This is a genomic window from Neobacillus sp. GCM10027624 (assembly GCF_042675345.1).
GTDB classification, from domain to species: domain Bacteria; phylum Bacillota; class Bacilli; order Bacillales; family Cytobacillaceae; genus Neobacillus; species Neobacillus cucumis_D.
Genome location: NZ_JBHTHD010000023.1, coordinates 1 through 15,332 on the forward strand (window position 1 = coordinate 1; position 15,332 = coordinate 15,332).

General features: G+C 38.8%; 14 protein-coding genes. 5 read left to right on the forward strand and 9 right to left on the reverse strand.

The genetic code is table 11. The features are described 5' to 3' along the window. The first annotated feature begins 187 nt into the window (after positions 1–187). Positions 188–1,558 carry an aldehyde dehydrogenase gene (locus tag ACFQZ9_RS26920; protein WP_498946459.1) on the forward strand — a complete coding sequence of 457 codons (1,371 nt, stop codon included), beginning with the start codon at positions 188–190 and terminating at the stop codon, positions 1,556–1,558. A gap of 20 nt (positions 1,559–1,578) precedes the next feature. On the opposite strand, the gene ACFQZ9_RS26925 is transcribed toward ACFQZ9_RS26920, so the two are convergent. Both ACFQZ9_RS26925 and ACFQZ9_RS26930 read right to left on the reverse strand, forming a co-directional pair. Beyond that, on the reverse strand, positions 1,579–1,875 hold the full coding sequence (locus ACFQZ9_RS26925; protein WP_498946460.1) for a 4a-hydroxytetrahydrobiopterin dehydratase: 297 nt from the start codon (positions 1,873–1,875) through the stop codon (positions 1,579–1,581). Positions 1,876–1,938: 63 nt separating this feature from the next. Continuing rightward, on the reverse strand, positions 1,939–2,187 hold the full coding sequence (locus tag ACFQZ9_RS26930; RefSeq protein WP_133335264.1) for a hypothetical protein: 249 nt from the start codon (positions 2,185–2,187) through the stop codon (positions 1,939–1,941). 252 nt (positions 2,188–2,439) lie between these two features. On the opposite strand from ACFQZ9_RS26930, the gene ACFQZ9_RS26935 reads away from it, so the two are divergent. Then, a complete protein-coding gene (locus ACFQZ9_RS26935) occupies positions 2,440–3,729 on the forward strand; it encodes an NCS2 family permease (protein WP_498946461.1) in 1,290 nt (429 codons plus the stop codon). Between the two features lie 36 nt (positions 3,730–3,765). Here ACFQZ9_RS26935 and ACFQZ9_RS26940 read toward each other — a convergent pair whose 3' ends face one another. Further along, on the reverse strand, positions 3,766–4,035 hold the full coding sequence (locus ACFQZ9_RS26940) for a DUF1292 domain-containing protein (RefSeq protein WP_198311638.1): 270 nt from the start codon (positions 4,033–4,035) through the stop codon (positions 3,766–3,768). A gap of 201 nt (positions 4,036–4,236) precedes the next feature. Here ACFQZ9_RS26940 and ACFQZ9_RS26945 point away from each other — a divergent pair, with 201 nt between their 5' ends. The 3 genes from ACFQZ9_RS26945 (at position 4,237) to ACFQZ9_RS26955 (ending at position 7,401) form a co-directional block, all read left to right on the forward strand. After that, positions 4,237–5,082 carry a class I SAM-dependent methyltransferase gene (locus ACFQZ9_RS26945; protein WP_498946462.1) on the forward strand — a complete coding sequence of 282 codons (846 nt, stop codon included), beginning with the start codon at positions 4,237–4,239 and terminating at the stop codon, positions 5,080–5,082. A gap of 193 nt (positions 5,083–5,275) precedes the next feature. Further along, positions 5,276–6,157 carry a LysR family transcriptional regulator gene (locus ACFQZ9_RS26950; RefSeq protein WP_198311640.1) on the forward strand — a complete coding sequence of 294 codons (882 nt, stop codon included), beginning with the start codon at positions 5,276–5,278 and terminating at the stop codon, positions 6,155–6,157. Positions 6,158–6,174: 17 nt separating this feature from the next. Then, the gene (locus ACFQZ9_RS26955) at positions 6,175–7,401 is read left to right on the forward strand and encodes an MFS transporter (RefSeq protein ID WP_498946463.1); all 1,227 of its coding nucleotides are present in this window, start codon (positions 6,175–6,177) and stop codon (positions 7,399–7,401) included. A 36-nt stretch (positions 7,402–7,437) separates the two neighbouring features. Here the strand turns inward: ACFQZ9_RS26955 and ACFQZ9_RS26960 are convergent, their stop codons facing one another. The 6 genes from ACFQZ9_RS26960 to deoC all read right to left on the reverse strand — a co-directional run bounded on the left by ACFQZ9_RS26960 (position 7,438) and on the right by deoC (position 15,279). After that, positions 7,438–9,717, reverse strand: coding sequence for a helicase C-terminal domain-containing protein (locus ACFQZ9_RS26960; protein WP_498946464.1), 2,280 nt, complete (start codon positions 9,715–9,717; stop codon positions 7,438–7,440). Positions 9,718–9,957: 240 nt separating this feature from the next. Beyond that, a complete protein-coding gene (locus tag ACFQZ9_RS26965; protein WP_498946465.1) occupies positions 9,958–11,199 on the reverse strand; it encodes a glutamate-5-semialdehyde dehydrogenase in 1,242 nt (413 codons plus the stop codon). Beyond that, positions 11,196–12,320, reverse strand: a complete 1,125-nt coding sequence (proB, locus tag ACFQZ9_RS26970) for a glutamate 5-kinase (RefSeq protein ID WP_498946466.1) — start codon at positions 12,318–12,320, stop codon at positions 11,196–11,198. Before proB ends, ACFQZ9_RS26965 begins: the two co-directional genes overlap by 4 nt. Before the next feature lie 325 nt (positions 12,321–12,645). After that, the gene (locus ACFQZ9_RS26975; RefSeq protein ID WP_498946467.1) at positions 12,646–13,956 is read right to left on the reverse strand and encodes an FAD-dependent oxidoreductase; all 1,311 of its coding nucleotides are present in this window, start codon (positions 13,954–13,956) and stop codon (positions 12,646–12,648) included. 377 nt (positions 13,957–14,333) lie between these two features. Next, on the reverse strand, positions 14,334–14,534 hold the full coding sequence (locus tag ACFQZ9_RS26980) for a helix-turn-helix domain-containing protein (RefSeq protein ID WP_498946468.1): 201 nt from the start codon (positions 14,532–14,534) through the stop codon (positions 14,334–14,336). A 97-nt stretch (positions 14,535–14,631) separates the two neighbouring features. Then, positions 14,632–15,279 carry a 2-deoxyribose-5-phosphate aldolase gene (deoC, locus tag ACFQZ9_RS26985; RefSeq protein ID WP_498946742.1) on the reverse strand — a complete coding sequence of 216 codons (648 nt, stop codon included), beginning with the start codon at positions 15,277–15,279 and terminating at the stop codon, positions 14,632–14,634. Positions 15,280–15,332 lie beyond the last annotated feature (53 nt).

Consider the following 15,332-nt stretch of genomic DNA (forward strand, 5'->3'; position numbering starts at 1 on the left):
ATCGACCTTATGAAGGACGTTTCTTCGCTTCCCTGATGAGTTTTGGCCTTCATCGACCTTATGAAGGACATTCCTTTGCTTCCTTGAAAGGTTTTGGTCTACATCGACCTTTTGCTCTGTTCCACCTTTTTCTATACACAAAAACAATATGATAAAATAACATTACAAGGTTAGGTGGTGGATATTTTTGAAAAATTATCATGAGTTATTAACAAAACAGCGAAATTTCTTTCAGAGTGGGAAAACAAAAGAAATTTCCTATCGAATTCAAGCCCTGCAGGCACTTGGGCAGTTGATTCGCACAAATGAAACAGAAATCATGGCCGCTTTAAAAAAAGATCTAAATAAAAGCGAATTTGATTCCTATATAACCGAATTAGGGATTGTACTCGAGGAGATTCGCTTCTCCCTTAAGCATGTTAAAAAATGGGCAAAGCCTAGAAAAGTAAAAGCATCACTTGCTCAAATCGGTTCCAAAAGCTATATCTATCCGGAACCGTACGGTGTTACTTTAATTATTTCCCCATGGAACTATCCATTCCAATTAGCGATTGCCCCGTTAATTGGTGCGATAGCAGCAGGAAACTGCGCCGTTTTAAAGCCTTCAGAGCTGACACCGGACACCTCAAAGCTAATAGCAACATTAATTTCCAAAACCTTTCCTGAAGAATATATCACCGTCGTAGAAGGCGCTGTTGAAACAAGCCAGGCCCTTTTAAATGAAAACTTTGATTATATTTTCTTCACGGGAAGTGTTTCTATCGGTAAAGTCATCATGGAAGCCGCTGCTAAAAATTTAACTCCCGTAACACTCGAATTGGGTGGGAAAAGTCCTTGTATTATACATAAGGATGCCAATCTAAAATTGGCAGCAAAACGGATTGCCTGGGGGAAATATTTAAATGCAGGACAAACCTGTGTGGCCCCTGATTATTTATATGTCCATTGCGACATTAAGGAAGAATTTTTGAACGCATTGGTTAACGCCATTGAAGAACTGTATAGTAGCAATGTATTTAATAGCGGAACATTTACAAAAATAGTCAGTGAGAGGCACTTTAAACGCTTACTTGGTTTTCTTTCCAATGGGGAAGTTTACTACGGTGGAAAGAAGGACTTGAAATCACTAACCATTGAACCTACCATTCTTGATCACATTTCGTGGAATGATTCCGTCATGCAGGATGAAATTTTCGGTCCCATCCTTCCTGTCCTAAAATATGATACTGCTGAAAAAATGGTTGAAAAAATAAATGCCCATCCTAAGCCGCTTGCCCTTTACCTTTTTTCAGAAAGCAATGAATTTCAGTCACTCATTTTAAATCAGATTTCATTCGGCGGCGGCTGTATTAATGATACGGTTTATCATCTCAGCTCCCCCTACCTGCCCTTTGGAGGCGTTGGCGAAAGCGGGATTGGTGCCTACCATGGGAAAGGCAGTTTTGATGTCTTTTCTCATGAAAAAAGTGTCCTAAAACAAACAACCTCTTTTGATCTGCCCTTCCGCTATCCGAACCGCAAAAACGCTTTAAAACAAATTAAAATGTTTATAAAATAAACCCAGCCAAACGGCTGGGTTCACCTTTTTATTTGTAAAAATAATTCATCATATTTTTTGGCTAAGTCAAAGTCTAAAGCCGTTAACCCTTTGGCATGCCATGAGGTAATCTTTAAGGTAACCATTTTATAGTCGATAGAAATAAACGGATGATGATTGGCCCTTTCTGACAGGTCCGCCACTTGCTGAACAAATTCCATACCATTTAAATATTCATTGAAACGATACTTTCGTTCAATCCACTTTGTGTCTGTTAGCTTCCAACTTGGAACAGTCGTTAATTTCTCTTGAATTTCCTGATTGGTTAACTTTTGCATTTTCCTCTCCCCCCTTAAAATAAAAAACACTACTTTATAAATAGAAAGCAGTGTCTTATTTCTCTAGCTAATTTGTTCTTCATTATTTTCTAAATTTATTAATAACCGTTTATTTGGAATTTGCGTGAGATTCGCCTTTTTCAATAAGTAGGATAAATGTTCGACCGGCATGGAACCTCGACCTTTGTTTTCTCCAAGACTAAATTGGACCGTGACTCCATTATTACTGGTAATCGTCATCGTTTCCGCGGAATTGAAATTACCTTGGATTCCTTGAGAAATTTGATATTTTGTTCCTTCTTCTATTAGCATTTGATAACTCCTTTTACTCATTTGCTAATAGTATGCCTCAGCCAAATTTATACATACATAATTTTACCATATTCGGACACAACCTTCTCCCTATATTAAATTATCTTTTTCAGATAATTATGTTAAATTTTTTAAATACCTTTCAATTCCCAGTTCTCCTTTTGAATTTCTGTGTTATAATGTTTTTCGGCATAAGTATAGAAATATACTAAATGCGGGTGGGAGAGGGAGAATACGAAAGTGTGATAAAAAATGAAGGGAGTTTTCAAGCTTAAAGAACACAAAACAAATTTGAAAAAGGAGGTTATGGCAGGGTTTACATCATTTTTTTCCATCGTCTATATTATTGCAGTAAATGGACATATTTTGCATGACTCAGGAATGCCGCTGGAAGCAGGGATCATTGCAACCATATTTTCCTCGCTTGCAGGATGCTTGCTCGCTGCCTTTGTTCCGAATGCACCACTAATGATTGTACCCGGAATGGGCATTAATGCCTTATTTACGTACACCTTTGTTGGATCGCTTGGTTTAAGTTATCAGGAAGCCTTAGGAGCGGTTGTCGTTTCGGGTGTGTTATTTGCAGTTATCGCTTTTTCTAAATTAGCTTCGATTATTTCTAGGTCGATTCCATCGTCATTAAAAGAAGCAATCACTGTAGGAATTGGCTTGTTTATCGCCTTTATTGGCCTTCAAAAAAGCGGACTAATAGTAGAAAACCCGAATAATTTCGTGGCCTTGGGTGACTTATCGTCCCCGATTGTGCTAGCTTCTATTATTAACCTAGTGATTACCTTGTTTTTATTTTTGAAAAAGGTTCCGGGAAATTTTTTAATTAGTATCATTTTAGGTACATTTACATCCTATTTTTTAGGTGTGATTGATTTTTCCCATATGGATAAAGGATTCATTTCGTTAAACGATTATCGAAATGTTTTTTTAAGCTTTGACTTTGGAAAAATGACCACGATCCCATTTTGGACTGCAACCTTCTCACTTACATTAGTGTTAGTATTTGAGAACATAGGAATCCTGCATTCACAAGTAGATGGGATGCTTAAGGCACCTGAGAAAAATGGTAAAGCATTGCGTGCAGTCTCCATTTCTGCGATTTTGTGCGGACTTTTAGGCACCAGCCCTCCGGTTTCAACGGTTGAATCGGCTGCTGGAATTACTGCTGGTGGAAGAACAGGTTTAACCTCTGTTGTAACAGGAATCCTTATTTTAATGTCCCTTTTCTTCCTGCCCTTGATCAAATTGGTTCCAAATGCTGCCATCGCACCCATTTTGATAATTTTGGGCGGATTAATGTTAACAAATATTGTAAACATTGATTTTACGGATTTTACGGAAGCATTTCCTGCTTTTTTAATCATCCTGATGATTCCGTTAACCTATAGTATCGTGGACGGAATTGCCTTCGGATTTATTGCGTATCCGTTAGTCAAGCTGTTTACAAATAAACATAAGCAGTTATCTATACCGATATTTATTATTTCTTTCTTATTTTTAACGAATTTTCTGCTTCACTCCATAGGGTAAAGTGGAACGAAAAGAGAGGGGCAGCCTCCTCTCTTTTTATTCTTCCTTGTCCAATATTTCTTCAAAAGCATATGAGACCTTTGTAAATTCTTCATCGCTTTCAATCGCTGACAAATCGCCGTCTTCATCTACTTTAAGAAAGAAAATATCAATATCTTCTTCAGTTTCCTGCTCTACGTCTTCAACAAAACCGACGGCTACATAGTCTGTTCCTTCAATTGTTAAAACGCCTAGAACCTCTACTTCTTGCTCCTCATCATTTTCGTCACCAATCGTAAAGACTTCTCCAACTTCAACTTTTTCCATTCTGTTTTACTCCTCTCGTTTTCCAATTTGCACCTAGCAACAGTATCCCAAAACAGGAGAAATTTCATGCTGAAATTGTCCTATTTTGTATTTTATTTCACTAAATTTGTCATTTCTTGCGCTTTCCCAGGAAAATACTCGGGAAATTTTTTAAAGGAAAGGAAATTAGCTTTGTCGAATAGATGTTCATGGAGGTGTTTTATGAATAATGAAATTATAGAGAAAATTGTCGGATGCATGGCATCAAATGTTGGAATGTCGGATATTCAAAAAATTCAGACGAATCATCGTATTAAATTAGCTGAGTTCTGGAAGATTGAAGATGGAAAAAAGATACTTGAGGTAGGTTGTGGGCAAGGAGATACAACAGCCGTTTTAGCCCATTTTGTCGGAGAAAATGGACTGGTTCATGGTATTGATACTGGTTCACCAGACTATGGAAGTCCGATTTCATTAGGTGAATCTGCTACCTATTTAAAAAAATCACCGCTAGGTAAACAAATTAAAATCGATTTTGAAATTGATTTATTATCCCCTGATGTTGATTTTCCTGATCATTCTTTCGATTATATTGTATTTTCTCATTGTTCTTGGTACTTAAAATCTCACGAAGAATTAACGGAAGTTCTAAAAAAAGTGAAAAAATGGGGAAAACGGCTTTTGTTTGCAGAATGGGATACACGAATCACCGAAATGGAACAGTACCCTCACCTCCTTTCTATTCTCATCCAGGCGCAATATGAAGCATATAAAACGGAAAGTGATTCGAATGTGCGAACACTTTTTACTCCTAATGATTTGAGAGAAATTGCCCAAAATGCGGGCTGGAACATCATTAGAGATACTACAATCATTTCTCCTGAATTGCAGGATGGCACATGGGAAGTACAGAAAGTATTATCCGATGTAAATGCTGAACTAAAAGAAATTCATCCTATGCCCATGAAAATAAAGAGTCTCATTCCTTCAGAAGTAAAGATGTTGAAAGACGCAATTCAGTCGAAAGGGATTAAACCATTGTCAGTGCACGCCTTCATTGCAAAATAAAATCACAAAAATGGCTTGGTTTCCAAGCCATTTTTGTTTTCTTCAATCTCCGCTCGCCTTTCCTCTTTCCTCAAAACATTAAAATGATCCATCATAACTAATATGCATGAGTATTATGCATATTAACAATTAGAAGTTATCTAAAAATAAGAGTATGATAAAGGAGTAAATAAAAAACAGATGGGGTAATCAAATGGAATGGGATCAAATCAATTATTTTCAAACCGTAGCAAAAGTCCAGCATTTTACAAAGGCTGCAAAACTACTTTCCATATCCCAGCCGGCGCTCAGTCGATCCATTGCCAATCTTGAAGAAGAATTAGGTGTTCAGCTTTTTGATCGGAAAGGCAGGAATATATATTTAAATCGATATGGAGAAATGTTCTTAAACCGCGTGGAGCAATCCATCAAGCAAATTGAAATTGGCAAACAAGAAATATGGGATGAAATTCACCCAGATCAGGGATCGATTGCATTGTCTTTCTTACCATCACTTGGCACAAGTGTGGTACCGAAGATTTTAAGTTCTTATCAAGGTAAATTTGCCCATGTTAAATTTCAATTACATCAAGCATCCAATCAGCAAATTATTAATCAATTAAAGTCGAGAAAAGTGGATCTCGCGCTCATCATGCATTTACACGATGATAAAGAACTAATCTACGAGCCGCTTTTAACCGAGGATTTGTTTCTGATTGTTTCAAATGATCACTGGCTCGCTGACCATAAGGAAGTAGATTTAAAAATAATTGAAAACGAACCGATTATCTCCTTTAAAGATGGATATGAATTACAGGCAATTATTCATCATTTATGCCACAAAGCAGGTTTTTCACCCAATGTTGTGTTTGAAGGAGAAGATGTAGGTACGGTTTCCGGATTAGTTGGTGCTAAATTAGGCGTTTCCCTAGTTCCAGATTTACAGGTATTGGATAAAAGCAAAATCAGGCTTATACGCGTAAATAACCCTATATGCAAGAGGGAAATAGGAATTGCGTGGTTAAAAGATTGTTACAAATCCCCTGTCGTAGAACGTTTTATTCCGTTTGTACAGCGTTTATTTAAAATCAAATAAAGGAGTATCCATTAAAAATGAGTTATATTCAGCGTGGGACACGAACATTTAAAATGGTCAATTTGGCTTTATTTGCCGGTGGTTTTAGCACGTTTGCTATCCTTTGGGGTACACAGCCACTGCTGCCGGATATCTCAAAGGAATTCCATGTTTCACCGGCCATGTCTAGTTTAAGTCTTTCAGCTACAACCATTGCGTTGTCGGTTAGTCTTTTAATTGCCGGTTCATTATCGGAAGTTTTTGGGCGCAAATCGGTTATGACAATCTCTTTAGTTTTATCATCCATTCTTGCGCTTTTAACGGCCTTTACGCCGAATTTTCATCTATTACTCTTGGGCAGAATCCTTCAAGGAATTTCACTTGCTGGTTTGCCTGCTGTGGCCATGGCTTATTTAGGCGAGGAAATCGAACCGAAAAGCTTAGGCATGGCGATGGGGTTATACATCAGCGGGAACTCGATTGGCGGCATGTCCGGCCGGATCATCAGCGGGATTTTAACTGATTATTTTAACTGGCATATTGCGTTAATTGGGATTGGAATCATTAGTTTATTAGCAAGTGTTGTTTTTATATTTACCTTACCGCAATCAACCCATTTCCAGCCGCAAAGGTTTGCTATGAAACCACTAATCCGCTCCTTGTTTAGCCAATTTAAGGAACCTGGACTCATTTATTTATTTCTCATTGGCTTTTTATTAATGGGAAGTTTTGTTTCATTATACAACTATATCGGATTTCAGTTAATCAAACCGCCCTATTCTTTAAGTCAAACCTTGGTTGGATTTATTTTTATTGTGTATATTGTCGGGACCTTTAGTTCAACGTGGATGGGAATGCTGGCGGATCAATATGGAAAAAAAAGAATTTTACAATTGTCGTTGTTAATTTTATTAATTGGGGTATTTGTAACGCTTAACGCTCATTTATGGGTGAAGATTTTAGGAATCGCAATCTTTACTTTCGGATTTTTCGCCTGCCATTCGATTGCAAGCGGCTGGGTTGGCAAGACGGCAACTCACGATAAAGCACAGGCTGCATCTTTATATTTATTTTTCTATTATGCGGGATCAAGTATTGGTGGAACCGTAAGTGGGATCTTCTACAGTGATTTCGGCTGGATTGGGGTAGTTTCGATGATTGGCAGTCTTGCGATTATTTCCATACTAGTATCGATTCGTTTAGGAAATATTTCAAAAAAGAAAATAACGGTTTCCACTCATAAACAATTAATAAAAAGCAATTAACGGGCAAAACCAATTTGGTTTGCCCGCTTTTATTTTTTAAATAACCGTAAATTGCCGCCATTCTTTTGGTAAAAGCATTTGATACTGCTGTTGTAAAAAGCGGTCATCGACAAGAACGATTGTTCCATGGTCATTTTCTGAACGAATCAACCTGCCGCCGGCCTGCAGGACTTTGTTGATACCTGGAAAAACATAGGCATATTCATAACCATTTTTCTCATTGTTAGAAAAGTGCTCCTTCATTAGGTTTCGCTCGAAACAAAGCTGCGGCAGCCCTATCCCAACAACCACCACACCATTTAAACGGTCCCCTATTAAATCGACACCTTCAGAAAAAACTCCGCCAAGAACAGCAAAGCCAATCAAAGTTTCCGTTTGATTTGGCCGGAATGCCTCTAAAAAAGCAACTCTTTCCTCTTCCGTCATCCCTGTTTCTTGAAGTAGAGTTTTGATCTCCTCATCGATTTCTCTAAACAGTTCATAAACAGAAAGCATATATTGATAGGATGGGAAAAAAATCAGATAGTTGCCCGGGCGTTTTTGGAGTAAGGATTGCAGCATCAAAACAATGGTTTCTTTCGTTCGATCACGGTCACGATACCTTGTCGACAAAGGTTTAATAAAGACATCAACCTGTTCCGCTGAAAATGGAGATGGCAGAACAAGACTATAATCTCCCTCCTCGCCGCCGAGAATATCCTGAAAATAGGTCATCGGTGATAGTGTTGCAGAAAAGAATATTTTGGAGCGAAAGCCTTTTCCCATTTGTTTTAGAAGCTTAGATGGGTCAATACAAAATAATTTTATAGTCAGATCGTTTCTATTTTTTTCGCCATAGATTACAAAATGTTCATCGATGAGGTCAACGATTTTTAGGAAGTTCAGAACCTTAAAATAAGCATCCAAAAGAGTTTGGCTGGCTACGGAACGTAAAAGAGCCTGCTCAGCAGCTTTTTCAAAAAAGTGAAGTTGTTCTATAAGTTGTGAATTAAGTTCCTTTAAGACGAACTCATATTGATCTGGGCGTTCTTTTTTTATAGCAATAAATATGGAATTTATTTTTGAAGCTGCTTCATAAATGGCTTGTTCTTTCCCTTTTAATTCTTTCTTTAGCTCAAGGAAGGATTCTTTATTGATCGCCGCAGAGAACATTTCCCGGCCACGGTCTACCAAGTTATGTGCCTCATCGATTAGTAGCCCTGTTGCTTTTTTCTGCTCTTCAAACAGCCTTTTTAGGGAAACGCGCGGGTCAAATATGTAGTTATAATCGCATATCACCACATCGACGGCATAGGCAAGGTCAATTGAAAATTCAAAGGGACAAACGGTATGTTTTCGAGCATAGGATTCGATGACCTCTCGGGTAAGACTTTTTTCATTTGTAAGGATATCGATGACAGCATCATTGATCCGATCATAATAACCATTGGCGAATTCGCAATACTCCTTCTGACAATTGGTTTCATCCTTAAAACACACTTTGTCTTTTGCGGTAATGGTGACCGAATTGAGACAGGCTCCGCAGGAACGCATGCGCCCTAGCGCTTCTTCTGCGGTTGTTTTGGTTGTTGTTTTAGCAGTTAGATAAAAGACTTTTGATAGATGACCTTCGCCCATCGCCTTTACGGCAGGGAAAAGGGTGGAAATGGTTTTGCCGATTCCTGTAGGGGCATTCACAAATATCGATTTTCCCTCTGAAATCGTTTTATAAACAGACCCGGCTAATTTTCGCTGCCCTTCCCGGTATGTATCAAATGGGAAAGGGAGCTTTTTACTAGTTTCATTTCGTTTGTTTTGATGTTCATGATGGAATATTGCATAGGGAGCATAGCCTTTTACGACTTCCCGGACAAATGTTTCGAGATCAGAGAAAGTATACTTCTTTTGAAAATATCTTTTCTCTTCTGTTTCAACATGAACGTAGGTTAATTGGACGGATATTTCCCGTAAGCCATGATCTTTTGCATAGATATAGGCATACATTTTCGCCTGCGCCCAGTGAACAGGATAGCCTTCTCCTTCGATCTGTTCTAAGGGCCGTTTCGATGACTTGATTTCATCAATAATAACTTCTTTATCTCGAATTAATAGCCCATCACATCTTCCATAAACTGTAAAAATAAGGTGATCAAAAGGAATTTCCACACTCAGGTAAACTTCCTTTTGATCTCCCTCTTGATAGGTTTTCTGGATTTTTTGATGCGCTCGTGTCCCATCCAAAAGCATAGAGTGGGAACGAAAACGGTTATCGATACTGCCGCTATTAAAAACATATTCGACTAAAGAACGCACTGAAATTTGAACTTCATACGACAAAAAATCACCAGCTTACTGATTAGGGAATATATGTTTGTATTGATTATAGCAAATTATGATAGTTTCAACTAGTTTTTGTCTGCTGAAATGAGTTCACTTAGTGAAATATTACACTCTATCAGCGAATTTTAGTCATTTATCAGCGAATCGGAGCGGTTTATCAGTGAATTTTACCACTTTATCAGCGAATCGGGACACTTTATCCGCGAATTCATACACTGTATTTGCGAATCGAAAAATTCAGACACGAATCTGTCCCGTTCCAAGCACCAATGCTTTTGTCGTAGTAATCGCCTTCAGCCCCATCGGCCCGCGCGCATGAAGTTTTTGCGTACTAATCCCAATTTCCGCACCATAACCAAACTGTTCCCCGTCCGTAAAACGAGTCGAAGCATTATGGTACAATACAGCAGCATCCACCTGCTTGAAAAATAATCCAACATTTTCAGTGTTTTCACTGATGATCGCTTCTGAGTGCTTCGTTCCATATTGATCAATATGGTCGATAGCTTCCTGCACATCTTTGACTAATTTTACAGATAATACAGGTGCTAAAAATTCTGTGCCCCAATCCTCATCTATTGCCTTCCTGACGAACAAATATTCGCTGCATAACCGCTCATCGCCTCTTAACTCAACACCTTTTTCATGTAGTACGTTCAAAAGTTCAGAAATATAAGGCCATTTTTCGTGAATTACCAACGATTCCGCCGCATTACAAACAGAGGGGCGGTGCAGTTTCGCATTTACTGCAATCTCAATCGCCATGTTTTTCTGGGCTGTTTCATCCACAAACACATGACAATTGCCTACTCCCGTTTCAAGCACGGGCACTGTTGCATTTTGAATGACCGATTGAATTAATCCGGCTCCGCCTCGAGGTATTAGAACATCCAAGTATTGATTTAACTTAAACATTTGCGCAGCTGTTTCCCGGCTAGTGTCCTCTAATAATTGAACAGCATCTGAAGGTATTTTAGAGCCGGCAAGAGCTTTTTGCATGACAGCAACTAAGGCTTTATTGGAATGAAGCGCAGAAGAACTTCCTCTTAATAAAACGGCATTTCCAGCCTTTAAACAAAGACTCCCTGCATCAACCGTAACATTCGGTCTAGCCTCATATACCATTCCCACTACACCGAGAGGAACCCGGACTGTTTGAATCTGTAAACCGTTCGGACGCTCCCATGATTCAATTGTTTCCCCAATCGGATCCTCTAAGTCTAGTAACTGATGAATTCCTCCAACAATTCCATCGATTCGATCACCAGTTAAAAGCAAACGATCCAATAAAGATTCAGACAATCCGTTTTTACGACCGTTCTCTATATCCTTCGAGTTTTCTGCTAAAATGAACTCTTTTTCGTTTGTTAAAAAGTCAGCCATTCTTGCCAAGGCATCGTTTTTATCCTCAGTCGACAATCCTCCTAAGGTTTTCGCAGCGTTTTTAAGTTTGATTGCTTTTTCGATTAGTTCATTCATCGTTCTATTTCCTCCTTTATAATCGCCACCCAATTATCGCGATGGATGACTTCTGCCCGCTTATTTATGGAAAAACTTTTTGAATAATCCCCTGATAAGCCTTTTACTTTTTGTAAAACCTCAGAAGAATAATAGATTTGTCCTTTGCCAACGATTTGACCTTTAGGGTTTCGAACAATAACAACATCAAAGGGGTTAAACTCCCCGATGACCTTTGTGACTCCTACCGGTAGAAGGCTTTTTCCCTGCAGGAGAATTGCTTTTTCCGCTCCTTCATCGATTTCAATTGTACCTTTGACTTGAGAATGATAAGCAATCCATTGTTTTCGCATTTGCATTTGCGTTTGAAACCGGCCGCCAATATAGGTTCCATCGCCTTTGCCAGCTAAAATGTCTACAAGCTTCTCTTTGCCTTTGCCAGTGCCGACAAATACACTAACCCCGAGCGATAAAGCTTTTTTCGCAGCCAGCAGTTTGGATTTCATTCCTCCGGTTCCAACCGATGATCCGGAGTCTCCTGCTACCCCAAGCAGTTCATCGGAGACCTCGGCAATGAAATGGTATTTTTTTGCATCCTTAGATTGTTTCGGATTCCCATCGTAAAGCCCATCCACATCCGTTAAGATCATTAAAGCATTTGCATGTAAAAATCCACTGACCAGTGCTGACAACATGTCGTTGTCTCCAAAAGTCAATTCCTCAATGGAAACTGAGTCATTCTCATTGATAATTGGAACAGCACCTCTTTGCAGCAATTCATGTATAGTTGAAAAAAGATTGTGGAAACGTTCTTGGCTGTAAAAATCTTCGCGTGTGATAAGAATTTGTGCGGGTGTTATCTGAAACTCTTGAAATAGTAAATGATAATGCTGCATAAGTAATCCTTGCCCGACAGCGGCAGAAGCTTGCTTTCCAGCCGTATTTTTCGGACGAACCGGATATCCGAGCGATGAAAATCCTGCTGCAACCGCACCTGATGAAATCAGAATCACATCATGGCCTTGTTTTTTTAAAAAGGCCAGTGCCTGGACATGATCGGACATTTTTTCTCTAGAAATAGCTCCGGACGCATCTGTAAGCGAACTGCTCCCAATTTTCACAACAACGAGTTGTTTTTTCATATCTGTTCGACCTTTCCTCTTTAAAATAAAAAAACGATTCTTCTGCCCTTAGAAAAGGACGGAAGAATCGTTTCCGCGGTACCACCTTTATTGGTGCCAAGCACCCAACTTTAACCCCGTAACGAGGGAAACGGCTTATGTTTGCATAAGCAGCCTACTAGGGCAGGTTCAATCCTCTTTCGGTGAGAAACCTTTCAGCCAGCGGGTTTCACTCTCTAACACGTTCCAAAGATTTACTAGTCCCATACTTTTCCGATTTCAAGATTTACTAGATATTATCCAAATGAAAACGCATTTTGTCAAGATATTTTTTGAAAATTTCAATTTATCCTTTTCTTTTAAAAACTTCCTTAAGGACGTAGGGCTTAAAAAGTATGGTTGGTGGACTAACTAAGTTCATTACCTTAATAAATTCATCGTAAATTTTTCTGTTTTTTGCGGAAAGTAGAAAGATTTGTTTTACATACCACTGCTGAAACTTCAGTCCAAAAGGTCTTTTTCCTTTGACTGCTTCGTATCGGAAATCTTCACAAAGAACCATGGACCAGACTGGGGCAACGATTTTTGCTAATTTCTTCTGCAATTTATTTAGGTTCATCTGTGGTGGAGTTGAAGCGAAAAACTCCCTGATTGCAAGTGCTTCCAATGCAGCGACACTCATCCCCTGTCCGAATACCGGGTCAACCCGGCAAAATGAATCACCGGCAACTAGCAGTCCTTCCGGTAGTTGGATTTGGTCAAAGCGTCTCCAGACAATATGAGGAATTTGATAGATTTTTGTTTCAGTTAAGGATTTCCCGCCTTTTAATTCTTGTGCAAAATCTGGTAAAGGTAATTTTTTTGCATATTGTGAAAAGCCTTCTTCAGTTTTTATTTCTGCGGGATCAATAGAATTCAAGTATCCTATTAGGGTAACAATATATTTTTGATTCTCAATCATAGAGAGTGTCCCCCCCAACATTTGTTCAGGCGGCTTGGGATAAATGAGTTTTATTTTGAAATCTCGATCCTGTTCCGGCAATTCATATAATCTCGTGGCATAGCAGAGACCGATTTCTACCTTTTCCTCTAGTACGTTCTTACCCTGTTTTTCTAAGCATAATTTTAATAATGCACTTGCACCACTTGTATCAATGACAAGATCGGCTGTGAACGTTTCTTGTTTTGTATAAACTCCGCAAACCCGTTGGTTTTGTATCAAATAGTTTTCTACTTTAACACCGTATGTATAGGTAATATTTTTAAGTTGTTTCACTCTTTTTTCTACATATGTCTCTAACAATGGTCTTGTCTGAAGAAGTGTCGTTAATTCAGTGCTATAGCGCTGCTTCCAAACACCATGGTGAAACCATGCTAGGTCCTTGATGGAATCAATTTTAACCGAACCCAGTGCCACCATATCCTCTTTGAATCCTGGAAACAATGTCTCTAGTGCTTGATCACCTGCATGGAGCAATGCATGGATATGATTCGCTTGTGAGACACCAGGACGAATCTCTTTTTCCTGGCGTGGTTTATTATCCTTTTCAAATATTTGTACTTTGCTAAAATAGGGGGAAATGGCTGCGGCAATGAGTTTACCCGCCATTCCTCCACCGATAATAATGGCTGTTTTTGTAAGATTGTTTTTATTCATATAGAACCTCCGATGAGGATATTATACTTGTTTATTTTAAACTAGTGGTCTGAAAAAGTTGTAAAATATAATTTTATTTTCCACTTTTATTAAGTTATTTGCCACTTCCATTAATTTATTTGCCATTCTTCTCTTTTTTCTCTAAAAAAGGGGGAAAATGCCTTTCTCCGATTAGGTTTACATAAAAAATGTTTATTTTTCGTTAAAATTGATAGGATTAAATCCCTAATTTAATTTTATTATCTACTTCAATCGTTTTATTTGCCACTTTTTCTAGATATTTGCGACTTCCAATCATTTATTTTCCACCTTAATCTATTTATTTGCCAATATAAAAAAAGCCCTTGGTCTAAACCAAGAGCCCCCACATCAACCGATTAAATCGATACATCCCCGATCGCAAATGTACAATTTAAGGCATCTGATAGCTTATATAAAGCTGAAACTTGCACATCCATTTCGCCTTCTTCAATAGCAGCAATTGTTTCAGCGCTAATTCCTGCTAGTAAAGCAAGCTTTTCCCTTTCCATCTCACGATTTACTCTTATTTTCCTTAGCTGCTGGCCAATAGGGTTCATTCACTTCATCTCCTTAAAGCATGTAAGCGATTACAATTCTACAAAAATAGGATTAGAGCTCCTCCTATAACTCAGTTTAGGAGAAACTCATTCAAAATTAATAGCCAGTACCTTTTCCACCCGTAATAATTGCAATACTAGAGCTAGCACCAATTCTCGTTGCACCAGCCTGGATTAGCTTTCTCGCTGTATCTAAATCCCTTACACACGCGGAAGCCTTCACACCCATTTCCGGTCCCACTGTTTCGCGCATCAGCTTAATATCTTCTGCTGTTGCACAACCAGGCCCGAAGCCGGTAGAAGTTTTAACAAAGTCTGCCCCCGCCATTTTTGCAAGAAGACAAGCTTTTTTCTTCTCTTCTGTCTCAAGAAGGCCAGTTTCAATTATTACTTTTACAGGAGCATTGCCTTTCGCGGCTTGAACAACGCCTTCAATATCCTTTTTCACCGCGTCAAAATCTCCTGATTTAAGTGCGCCAATATTGATGACCATGTCGATTTCCGTTGCCCCATTTGCTATCGCATCGCGGGTTTCGGCAATTTTCACAAATGTACTTGTCGCGCCGAGAGGGAAACCGACAACCGTTGTGACTCCCACTCCAGATCCTTTCAATTCAGCGGCAGCAGTTGAAACCCAATAGGGATTGACACATACCGTAGTAAAATGATACTCTTTTGCTTCCTCACAAAGCTTAATAATCTGCTCCTTAGTGCTTTCAGGCTTTAATAAGGTATGGTCGATCATACGGCCAACAGCTGGACCTGTGATAATATTTGAAGAAGTGCCTTCCTTATAAC